This window comes from Prevotella sp. OH937_COT-195, assembly GCF_003932845.1.
Taxonomy (GTDB): Bacteria; Bacteroidota; Bacteroidia; order Bacteroidales; family Bacteroidaceae; genus Prevotella.
On sequence record NZ_RQZH01000025.1, the window covers coordinates 24,911 to 36,068 of the forward strand.

Annotated in this window: 8 protein-coding genes and 2 pseudogenes; all 10 read left to right on the forward strand. The window is 40.8% G+C overall.

Annotated elements, in window-relative coordinates; all coding sequences use genetic code 11:
* The first annotated feature begins 113 nt into the window (after positions 1–113).
* Positions 114–1,097 (forward strand): bifunctional diaminohydroxyphosphoribosylaminopyrimidine deaminase/5-amino-6-(5-phosphoribosylamino)uracil reductase RibD, encoded by a 984-nt coding sequence (ribD, locus tag EII32_RS09345; protein WP_125235156.1) that lies wholly within the window; start codon positions 114–116, stop codon positions 1,095–1,097.
* A 245-nt stretch (positions 1,098–1,342) separates the two neighbouring features.
* Complete coding sequence (gene eno / locus EII32_RS09350; RefSeq protein WP_125235157.1) at positions 1,343–2,653, forward strand: phosphopyruvate hydratase; 1,311 nt, start codon at positions 1,343–1,345, stop codon at positions 2,651–2,653.
* Positions 2,654–3,103: 450 nt separating this feature from the next.
* Positions 3,104–3,352, forward strand: a pseudogene (locus EII32_RS09355) (transposase); the annotation flags it as partial.
* A 20-nt stretch (positions 3,353–3,372) separates the two neighbouring features.
* Positions 3,373–3,570, forward strand: a pseudogene (locus EII32_RS12530) (IS30 family transposase); the annotation flags it as partial.
* 281 nt (positions 3,571–3,851) lie between these two features.
* Positions 3,852–5,309 (forward strand): DUF3375 domain-containing protein, encoded by a 1,458-nt coding sequence (locus EII32_RS09365; RefSeq protein WP_125235159.1) that lies wholly within the window; start codon positions 3,852–3,854, stop codon positions 5,307–5,309.
* Entirely contained in the window at positions 5,306–5,875 is a 570-nt protein-coding gene (locus EII32_RS09370) for a DUF4194 domain-containing protein (protein WP_125235160.1), read from the forward strand. The genes EII32_RS09365 and EII32_RS09370 overlap by 4 nt, the downstream gene beginning before the upstream one ends.
* Positions 5,859–9,275, forward strand: coding sequence for an ATP-binding protein (locus EII32_RS09375; RefSeq protein ID WP_125235161.1), 3,417 nt, complete (start codon positions 5,859–5,861; stop codon positions 9,273–9,275). Before EII32_RS09370 ends, EII32_RS09375 begins: the two co-directional genes overlap by 17 nt.
* Positions 9,241–10,392 (forward strand): Wadjet anti-phage system protein JetD domain-containing protein, encoded by a 1,152-nt coding sequence (locus tag EII32_RS09380; protein ID WP_233582363.1) that lies wholly within the window; start codon positions 9,241–9,243, stop codon positions 10,390–10,392. Before EII32_RS09375 ends, EII32_RS09380 begins: the two co-directional genes overlap by 35 nt.
* A gap of 54 nt (positions 10,393–10,446) precedes the next feature.
* Positions 10,447–10,614, forward strand: coding sequence for a helix-turn-helix domain-containing protein (locus EII32_RS12170; RefSeq protein ID WP_158611171.1), 168 nt, complete (start codon positions 10,447–10,449; stop codon positions 10,612–10,614).
* A 213-nt stretch (positions 10,615–10,827) separates the two neighbouring features.
* Positions 10,828–11,064, forward strand: a complete 237-nt coding sequence (locus EII32_RS09385) for a hypothetical protein (protein ID WP_125235162.1) — start codon at positions 10,828–10,830, stop codon at positions 11,062–11,064.
* Positions 11,065–11,158 lie beyond the last annotated feature (94 nt).

Consider the following 11,158-nt stretch of genomic DNA (forward strand, 5'->3'; position numbering starts at 1 on the left):
AACGCCCGACCCGGCGGAATGTCATATACCGCTGCAATGCGAATAATGTGTGTCGGCAGAGGCTGTTTTTACGATTAGATTTCTTAACTTTGCACGAAATAAACGATGACGACATGACAAATCAGATACAGACGGACGAGATGTATATGAGGCGATGCCTGCAACTGGCTCGCTGTGGAGAGTTCTTCGCAAAACCCAATCCTATGGTCGGAGCGGTGATTGTTGCCCGCGGAAGAATTATCGGCGAAGGATTCCACGAGCGGTACGGCAATGCTCATGCCGAGGTAAATGCGTTTGTCTCCGTATTCGCCGGCGACGAGCATCTGCTGCGTGAAGCCACGGTCTATGTAAATCTTGAGCCTTGCTCGCATTGGGGAAAGACTCCGCCTTGTGCCGCCTTGATGGCAGACAAGGGAGTGAGACGCGTAGTGGTTGGCTGCATCGACCCTTTCGCCGAGGTTTGCGGACGGGGAATAAAGCAATTGCGTGATGCAGGGATAGATGTCGAAGTGGGCGTACTCGAGGACGAATGCCGCCATCTTAACAGACGATTCTTTACCTTCCATAGTCTGCGCCGCCCATACATAACACTGAAATGGGCACAGACTGCCAACGGGTTTATGGACAACGACGGCATGCCGTTTGCCATTTCAACGCCCGTAACACTTATGTTGATGCACAAGGTGCGCTCGGAGAACGATGCCATTGTTGTGGGCAGGATAACGGAAGAGCGCGAACACCCGCAACTGTCGGTGCGACACTGGGTAGGGGCTTCGCCCGTTAAAATGGTTCTGACGCACAATGTCGGGTCGTTCGGCGGCATCGAGAGCGGTCTTACCGACAAGCAGGTACTCGACACCCTTATGAAAGCGGCACACGACAGCGGAGTGCAGTCGATGTTGGTTGAAGGCGGAGGCAATACCCTGCAATCGTTCATCGACAACATGCTTTACGACAAGATACGCGTGGAAACATCGCGACAGTGCGTGCTGCGAGGCACACGTGCGCCGAAACTGCCTTCCGATGCGACTCCCGAGAATGTGCGTCACATCGACGGAAACACCATAACACTATACCGCAGACAAGGTTCTTTGTAGGATTTACGGCAATGTGAAACAAAAACAGAAACACCCTTCGTATAACCACGAAAGGACTTAAACACTCGTTTTTGCCATATACATTTGCCAAGTCGTAACGCATTGTATTAAAAATAATTAATAAGGGAAGACAACATCCGCCTTATTACCTTTTTCTTTTTACCTTTGCAATCACAATTATCAAAAGGGTAAAAAGACAGCAAATCGAAGAGACAACGATTTAAACATTTTAATATTAATCAATTATGAAGATTCAGAAAATTCATGCAAGAGAGATCCTCGACTCAAGAGGTAATCCCACGGTAGAGGTGGACGTAGTATTGGAAAACGGTGTAATGGGACGCGCCGCCGTGCCGTCCGGAGCATCGACCGGAGAGAATGAGGCACTCGAACTCCGCGACGGAGACAAGAACCGCTATCTCGGCAAGGGTACTTTGAAAGCCGTGGAGAACGTAAACAACATCATCGCACCGGCACTTCAGGGCGACTGTGTTCTCGACCAGCGTGCACTCGACTATAAAATGCTGGCTCTCGACGGTACACCTACAAAGAGCAAACTCGGAGCAAATGCAATTCTCGGAGTTTCGCTGGCTGCCGCAAAGGCTGCCGCAAACGCACTCGGACTTCCGCTCTACCGCTACATCGGTGGTTGCAACTCATATACAATGCCCGTGCCGATGATGAACATCATCAACGGAGGTGCACATTCCGACGCACCAATCGCTTTCCAAGAATTTATGATACGCCCGGTAAGCGCGCCGTCGATAAAGGAAAGCATACGAATGGGGGCAGAGGTGTTCCATAATCTTGCCAAACTGCTGAAAGCGCGCGGACTTTCAACGGCTGTGGGCGATGAGGGCGGATTTGCTCCGGCACTCAACGGCATAGAGGACGCATTGCAGATTATATGCGACGCAATAAAGGCTGCCGGATACGAGCCGGGCAAGGACATTACGATTGCAATGGACTGTGCTGCAAGCGAGTTCGCAACACAAGACGAGAACGGAAACTGGTGGTATGACTACAGCCAGTTGAAGAACGGAAAGAAAAAAGACCCCAACGGCAAGAAACTGTCTGCCGAGGAGCAGATAAAGTTCCTTGAGAAACTTATCACGGATTTCCCCATCGACTCGATAGAGGACGGTCTCGACGAGAACGACTGGGAAAACTGGGTTAAACTCACCGCAGCCATCGGCGACCGCTGTCAGTTGGTGGGCGACGACCTGTTCGTCACAAATACCAAATTCCTGCAAAAGGGTATCAAGATGGGGGCGGCAAACAGCATTCTCATCAAGGTTAACCAGATTGGTTCGCTCACCGAGACACTCGAAGCAATTGAGATGGCACACCGCCACGGATATACTTCGGTAACGTCTCACCGTTCGGGCGAGACAGAGGACGCCACGATTGCCGACATTGCCGTTGCCACCAACTCGGGACAGATAAAGACAGGTTCGATGAGCCGTACCGACCGTATGGCAAAATACAACCAACTTATCCGTATAGAGGAAGAACTCAAATCCAACAGTCGTTACGGATACGACAAACTGAAATAGGATATATTTCTTCGTACAACATTTAAGGTCACATCCGGCGGGTGTGACCTTAAATGATATAACATGAAAACAATCTATCAATTTTGGCGAAATTGCGAAACAAAATAGGGGTGTAATGGACATTTGGTAGGCTGAAAAGCTCCAAATGTCCATTACGCCTATTTCTACGCGAGTTCGGGATAAGAACTCATCATAAAATTTGGTAATTTGTGGAAATTGCTATACACTTTATAGTGTTTAAAATCAATAAAATACAAACAAAATCCGCCATGATTACCGAGGAAAAAGTTTTTCACTTCGTTTAAGGAAACTCCTGAAATTTTCTGTATTATCGATGAATTTAGCAAGAATTTTAATCCCGAACTTGATAAAAATCTGTTTTTACCATCGTTTGACGGCACCGGCGGACGATGTCGTAACCGTAAAGATCAAAATGTCGGAAAGTGTAAGAAAGCAAACCTAAAGAACAGACTAATGCTAATGTGGGACAAGATAATGCTTCGTAAAAGGTACATCACAGAGTGCGTCAACGAATTGCTCAAGAACAAGGCGAACCTCGTTCATTCACGATACAGGTCTGTGCATAATTTCATAATGAATCTGTGCTCGGCACTTACTGCATATTGTTTCTTTGAGAACAAGCCACAGGCATTGCCGGTACATGTGGAAAAAACGAAACAGTTAGAACTCTTTTTTTGATCTTATCCCGAACTCGCGTAGATCCATATGCTTCATGGCAGAAGGGAGCAATTGAGAATATGAATAAATTGATCATACAATATATACCAAAGAAGCAAAGTTTTGATAAGTTCACGGACAAGAAAATTATGAACATTCATAAGAAACTCAATGGAAGACCAAGAGAAAAATTGAAATTACACACACCAAAAGATGAATTCTTCAATAAAATATTGTAATTTTGCACTTGCTGGTTGACTCTACCTTTTCAATTATCTTTATGAAATTGCAGAGTTTTTGAAAATACAAAAATATGTGGAAAGACGAAGTTATAACATATTGGCTAACGGATTCATTCATTCAGAGATTTATTCGGCAATGAAGTCCTTATAATAGGACGTGGATGAGTTGGTTCCAGTACTTGACATGTCACAAACAAGCGATAGCATCACAGCGAAATTTCGGTTAATGATAAGCTGATTAAAGAATAATAAAAGAATGAATAACTCTTCATAGTTATATGGCAATGTTAATAAATATAGAAGATATATTGAATAACTCTCCTGGCGTTGCAATATTGAAAGCAAGGAGTTGTAATGTCATTATTGATTTCTTTACGAATGTCTTTAATGAAACTACTGCCATTTCGCACGAGAACATTAACAGTCAGCTGGCCGAATACTTGAATAATCATGGGAGTGATGTGGATGAAGAAAGCGATATTCTTTATACTGATACTTATGAGGAGAAGGCAGCCAAATATATCAAGAAATGGACGGATAGCGGTTTTCTGACAAATTACAGGAATGAAGATGGTGAGATTTATTATGAATTATCTTCCCATTCGAGTAAAGTAATTGATTGGCTGTCGGGATTGAAAAGAGAAGAATATATAGGCACAGAATCGAAGTTTAAGACAATCATTAATCAATTGAAAGAACTAGTAGAATATAGCAACGAAGACAGAGAAAAACGCTTACAACTGCTGGAAGACAAGAAACTGGAAATAGAGCAGCAGATTCGACAACTGCAAATGGGCGAGGATGTCAAAGTATTTGAGGAATATGAGATTGTCCCCAGATTCCAACAAATCAATAAATTGGCCAAGGAGTTGCTAACCGACTTCAAGGATGTAGATGATAATTTCAAGACTATTATCAAAGAGATATATCAGAAACAGATTGACCCTACATTGAAGAAAGGGGGTATTTTGCAATACACTTTTGATGCGCTGGATGAGTTGAAGTCCAGTTCACAAGGCAAAAGTTTTTATGCTTTTTGGGAATTCCTATTAACTCGAGAGATGCAATCGGAGTTAGATACACTCATAACCGAACTATTCCGGAATCTAAAGGAAAAGAATATCGATGGTGGCGATACCTTTTTGCAGAACATGGTGGAATATCTGTATGAATCGGGGCGCAAAGTTTACCAGACCAACGATAAAATGGCCGACAAATTAAGTCGTATTATCCGAGAAAATGAGATGTCGCAAGCTGATACTGCCAAACGAATTGTGCAGGAAATAAAGAATGTGCTTATTGAGATTTCCAAGAAAGCACAAAAATCGGATATCTCATTGACTGTAGATGATGGAATGGAAATAAGTATCCCATTTGACAGAAAAATTACATTTGAGCAAAACGAAAATACCGAATATGACTTTAATCCGGAAACAGACATCCTTTCAATCGAAGAATTTGGCGAACTTGGTAAGGTGTTTGGCAATGTGTTTATAGACCGTAAGGTTATTGAAAGAAATATACACGAGACAATGAAGGGCAAGAGCCAAGTGACCCTATCGGACATTATTGAACAATATCCACTGAAGCAGGGGCTCCCGGAACTCTTTGCCTACTTTGGAACATTGGGGCAGTTTCCACACAAAACTGTTGATGAAGAGAAGAGTCAGGTCATTGTGTTCGACTATGAGAATAATAAACGAATTCGTATTCCAGAAATCATTATATCATTATGAACGAGCAGAAACCATATTCTAAAGCAATCATCATCCTGCTGAAAAAGACCGTAGAAAAGGGATCGCCTGTGTGGGAGGACATTATCAACTACCAGATAGAGATACAGGAATATCTGGCAGTGATCGGATTAGAATTGATTTTGAAAAAAGATGAGGGCTTTGCCTTCGTAAAACAAATCGTGTTTGATGATGATACTACATTAAATCTTGTTTCCAGACGGCAACTGGGATTTGAAGTTTCTATCGTAGTAATTGTCCTGCGACAACTCTTGGAAGATTACGACAACAATCCTGTTGAGACGCAATCTACAGACAGGATTATAACAAGTAACGAGATAAAGGATGAGGTACGGTTGTTCTTACCACAGAACTATAATAGAGTAAAACTGGAAAAAGATTTGGATACTTATATACAAAGGGTTGCCGAATTGGGGTTCCTCAAAGAGATGAAGCGGAATGGTGATGAAGTGCGTTACAAGATTCATCGCATTATCAAAGAAAAAGTAATGCTTGAGGATTTGGATACATTCAAGAAAAAACTGGAAGAGCATGCCGGAACTGTATGATTTGTTTACGACCAATGCCGGAACTGCCGGTTATCGGTTGAATTACATGGAAATATATAACTGGGGCACATTTAACAACAGAATATACAGGATTGCTCCAGATGGCAATAATTCGCTACTGACGGGTGCTAACGCTTCCGGCAAGAGTACACTGATAGATGCACTACTGACACTGCTTGTGCCCGCCAAGAAAGACCGGTTTTACAACCAATCATCGGGTAACGAACGAAAGGGTGACCGAACAGAAGAGACCTACGTGCTCGGTAATTATGGTAATATACAAGCCGAAGGAGAATCTGCGACCAAGACTCAGCAGCTTCGGGACAAGCGAACCTACTCGGTATTGCTGGCATCTTTTGCCAACAACCACAACCACGTGGTAACTTTGTTTCAGGTGCGTTGGTTTGTGAACGGAGAACTGAAATGCTCGTATGGATTCTCATCCAAACCGCTGACCATTAAAACCGATTTCTCCGGTTTTAACGGTAGTAAGGGCGACTGGAAGAAAACGTTGGAAAAGCAGTATAACACAAATGTCCCGAAGAGACAGATAGAGTTTTATGATACCATCAAAGACTATAAGGATAGAATCATTAGTGGCTTCGGACTACGTTCGGACAAGGCACTTACTCTGTTTAACCAGATAGTTGGTGTAAAAGTGTTGAATGATTTAGATGAATTTATTCGTAGTAATATGCTGGAGCAGAGGGATGCTGAAAGTGAATATATTCGTCTGAGCGAGAGCTTTGCTACATTGATTGAAGCAAAAACAACCATAGAAAAAGTAAAAGAACAGATCGCTCAATTAAAACCGATTGACGAGAAAGCCAAAAATATTGAAGAGATTGACAAAAATCTTGAGGAATTGAAGAATTCTCGAGAGATAGCCGTGTATTGGTTTGCTCAAAAGAATGTAGAGTTAGCCAATGCAAAAATAACGGAGTTGAACGAAAGATTAGCAGGGCTTAAACATGAACTTGGCAAACTGAATGAAAAGAAAGAGGAACTAAAACGGCAGGAACGAAATCTATCGCTATCTATAGAAAACGATAATGTCGGTAGGCAGGTAAAAGACTTGGAAAGAGAGATTAGAGGATTAAATAGCACAAAGCAGACTCGGTTAGCAAAACTGAAAGACTATAACAAGAAAGTTGTTGAGGTTGGCCTTACCGATAATCCATCAGAACAGACTTTTATTGAAAATCGTGAAACAGCTCGTGCCGAAAAAAACAAATGTCAAACTGCTCTTGATGAAAAGAATGAAGAACTGCGCTTGGCTAAAAACTATGCCGACAAACTGAAAGAAGATGTAGATGAGAATATTAAGACTTTGCAAACCCTACAAAAGAACAAGAACAACATATCTGGTCGTGAAGCAGAAATAAGAGAATGGATTCTTCAAGAAGTTGGAGCAACGTCAAGTGAGATTCCATTTATTGGAGAACTGATTAAGGTAAAAGAAAACGAGAAAGATAGGGAGAATTCCATAGAAAAAATTCTGCACAATTTGGGGCTTCGTCTGATTGTGCCCGGGAAATATTACAAAGCTGTTAGTCAATTTATTAATACGAATAATTTGAAAGGACGTATTGTATATCATAGATTTGAAGATACGTCCTCATTACGAGGATTCCAAATTTCTCCCACGAATTGCTTGCTCCAGAAAATTGAGTTTAACGAAAAGAGTCCTTATTGGAAGTGGGTGGAAGATATGATTTTTGACCACTACAATTATGCTTGTGTATCAGGCTTAGAAGAATTTTATAACTACAAAGAAAAAGCCGTAACCAAACAAGGCTTGATAAAGTCAGTTCATAATAAGCATGAGAAAGATGACAGACCACATACAAATCTCCGTGAGAACTATGTTTTGGGTTGGGATAATAAAGAAAAGATAGCATCTATTCGTACATTACTGAAAGAATTGCTGGATCAACAGAAACAGAATAAGGAGGATATTCGACGGATTGAAGCTGAAGCTAAGGCCATTGATGGACGACGGCTATGTCTTCATGATATCTTTGAGAAGTTTACGAAATATGAGGAGATTAATTGGGAGGAGACGGCTAATACCATACAAGAACAGGAAGAAAAGAAAAGAGAACTGGAGGCCACTAACGACAAAGTTAAAGCTCTGAAAAGTCAGTTAGATGGTGTAAGAAAAACTTTGGATACATTGGAAAATAAAACAATCGTTGCTAAAAATGGAGAAATCTTCCAGATAGAGAAGGTCGAGCTTATAAATGCCATTCAGAGGCGAACTGACAACCAGTCCATCATAGAAACACTGGGAGCAATTGATGTTAGACTCTTTGAAGAGAGCAATCAGACATGGATCGATGTCAGTTATAAAACCATCGAATCAAAAAGGAATGCGTTTCAGTCTTTCATCAATGGTCAGGAAAATAAAAAAAAGAGCGATAAAGCGAAAGTAACAAGCGAAGTCGCCGACTTAATAAGAAAGTTTAAAAATCCTTCAGAGGAAATAACTCAGCGGTTTAAGGATTGGCGATCCGATGTGCATACCTTGCCGGAATCCAGCAGTATTAACTTAATTGGCGAATACCAAAAATTCTATGAAAGGCTTGTAAACGAAGATCTAGTACGCCACGAAAAGAAATTTGATGACTATTTGCAAGAAACGGTTATCAACAAAGTTTCCGATTTTAGGATGTTTTTCAACAATTGGGAGAAATCAATTAGAGATACTATTCAAATGTTGAATCAATCACTTTCCGGAATTGATTTTAGCATGGCTCCTAGCACATATATTCAGTTGGTTAATTCAAAACGAATCAATACGGATATAGCAGACTTTAGACGGGTGTTAGAGAATGCTATTCCAAACATCCATGAAATCAATTCTACCATTGACGGCAAACGGTCTCATTTTGAGAAAAAGATACAGCCATTAATGGAACAACTTAAAAACGAACAATGGAGACGAAAGGTAATGGATGTAAGAAGTTGGTACTCTTATAAGGCAGAGGAATTCTATAAAGAAAGTGGTCAGAAATTCAAGACATACGAAAGCATGGGACAACTTTCTGGTGGTGAAAAGGCTCAGTTGACATATACTATTCTGGGGTCTGCCATTGCATACCAATTCGGGCTGACAAAGGATGGCTTACAAGCAAAATCACTCCGATTCATAGCCATTGATGAGGCGTTCAAGGCACAGGATGAAGATAAAGCACGGTACCTGATTTCATTATGCAAACAATTGAATTTACAGTTGCTGGTAGTAACGCCAAGCGATAACATTCATATTGTGGAGAACGATATTTCGTTTGTCCACTATGTGGAACGTAATGGAAACGAATCACGACTATTCGACATGCCGATAGAGATATTCAAACAAGAACGTGAAAAATATCAAGCCAATGATTTCGCCAACTGAAATAAGAAAGAAAGCAGAGAAAAAGTATTTGGCTTTTCTGCAGTCGGTAGTCGAGGGTAAAACGTTCGACCCAATAGTAATTGCAGGTAATAAGAAACCTGATGATGACATGGTTATGTTTGAGAAAGAATTGACGGAACTAATGGAACATTCAAAGGAAAGGAAAGGTTATGGATATACCATTGAATACCAGGCTGTGAAAACAAAAAAGCATGGATTGCAAGATATTCCTACGTCTATTTGTTTTCGCACAGAGCACGATTATCTGAAATTCATAGGTAAAGAACTTACAACTGCTCATTTTCGAACGGATATAAAAAAGTGTATTTATGAATTGCCTGAATTGAAGGATTGGATAAGTAAGTATCCCAATAAAGTTTTAGACAATCATAACGTTTGGGATGATTTACTTATGGTATGTAAATACTTCAAAACAACTCCCAAACCTCAATTATATATTCGAGAGTTACCTATTCAGGTTCACACCAAGTTTATTGAAAGAAATAAGGGTATCATCAAAGAACTGTTGGACATAATTATTGCAGAGCAGGTTAATGCGGAAGAAACTCGCTTTGAACCTCATTTCAACCTTAAATATGACGAGCCAATAGTTCGCTTTAGGATATTAGACGAAATCATTAGTGAAAAGTGTTTTTCTGGTACTAACGATATCAGCCTACCGATAACCCAGTTTAAGTCTCTAAACATTCCGGTCAATACCATATATGTTGTTGAAAATAAAATGAATATGCTGACATTCCCTATAAAACGTGATAGTATTGTTTTGTGGGGACATGGGTTTGGTGTAGACATTTTAAAGAGTGCAGAATGGTTAAAATCGAGGAAGATTTTCTATTGGGGAGATTTGGATGCACATGGTTTTCTGATATTATCGGAGCTAAGGAAGCATTTCCAACAGGTTGAGAGTTTCTTGATGGACAGAGAAACATTCGATGCTTTCTTTGAAGATGACAAGGGAGTTGAGATAAATGTTGTGGGGGATTTATACCTTACATTAAAAGAAAAAGAAATGTTCGAATATTTGAAAACTAGTAACTTCCGTTTAGAACAGGAGAAGATACCTTTTGAATACGCGAAAGTTAAGATACCAGATTGATCAAGGTTTCATGATATCTGACTTAATTAGTAAAAATCGAAAAGTGATAGAAATATGGCACTTACAATAGATGAACTGAAAATACTGATACAGAATGACGAGCATCGTCAGTTGGAACTGAAGAAAATCACCGGTGAAATGAAGGATGGTATGCACACATCCTGCGCCTTTTTGAATACCGAAGGTGGTTGGTCTTCTTTGTCGTTGCTCCAACATCACTGAAAATTCTGTGACAGCAGATTACCGACAGCACCCAACAGGAGATAGCGCAGGCTCTGAGTTATATGGAGCCACGGTCTGAAATACAGGTAGAGTATGTTGATGTTCTCGATCGTCCTGGCCATAAGGTGATTGCCATACACTTTTTATACTTATCATGGTTGCACATATTACAAGATAGATAGTACAACGAAGGAAATGCCACATATGACATGTATGAAGAACGATTGCGCAGGAGCAAGCCGGACATGTTTGCATGAGAAAGCCCCCTATAGTTCACAAATATTGGCTTATATGACAAAAAATGAGAAAGCAATCAAAGATAATCCCAATGTTACCACAGAAGATCTCGCAAAACAATTTGGGGTTATTTCAATGACTCTCAAGCACCATATTGCCAAAATGAGAGAACCAATTTTTGTAGAAAGATTATATTACGCCAGTTCGGGATAATCCGTTTCTAAAAAAGTTGCAATTGCCTTGTATTCTCCACATATACCGGTAGTACATTCGGTTTGTTGTCAAAGAAGCAATACGCCGCCGGTGC

Coding starts and splice junctions, on each gene's coding strand:
- ribD (WP_125235156.1), top strand. CDS start 114: ATGACAAATCAGATACAGACGGACGAGATGTATATGAGGCGATGCCTG.
- eno (WP_125235157.1), top strand. CDS start 1,343: ATGAAGATTCAGAAAATTCATGCAAGAGAGATCCTCGACTCAAGAGGT.
- EII32_RS09365 (WP_125235159.1), top strand. CDS start 3,852: ATGGCAATGTTAATAAATATAGAAGATATATTGAATAACTCTCCTGGC.
- EII32_RS09370 (WP_125235160.1), top strand. CDS start 5,306: ATGAACGAGCAGAAACCATATTCTAAAGCAATCATCATCCTGCTGAAA.
- EII32_RS09375 (WP_125235161.1), top strand. CDS start 5,859: ATGCCGGAACTGTATGATTTGTTTACGACCAATGCCGGAACTGCCGGT.
- EII32_RS12170 (WP_158611171.1), top strand. CDS start 10,447: ATGGCACTTACAATAGATGAACTGAAAATACTGATACAGAATGACGAG.
- EII32_RS09385 (WP_125235162.1), top strand. CDS start 10,828: ATGAAGAACGATTGCGCAGGAGCAAGCCGGACATGTTTGCATGAGAAA.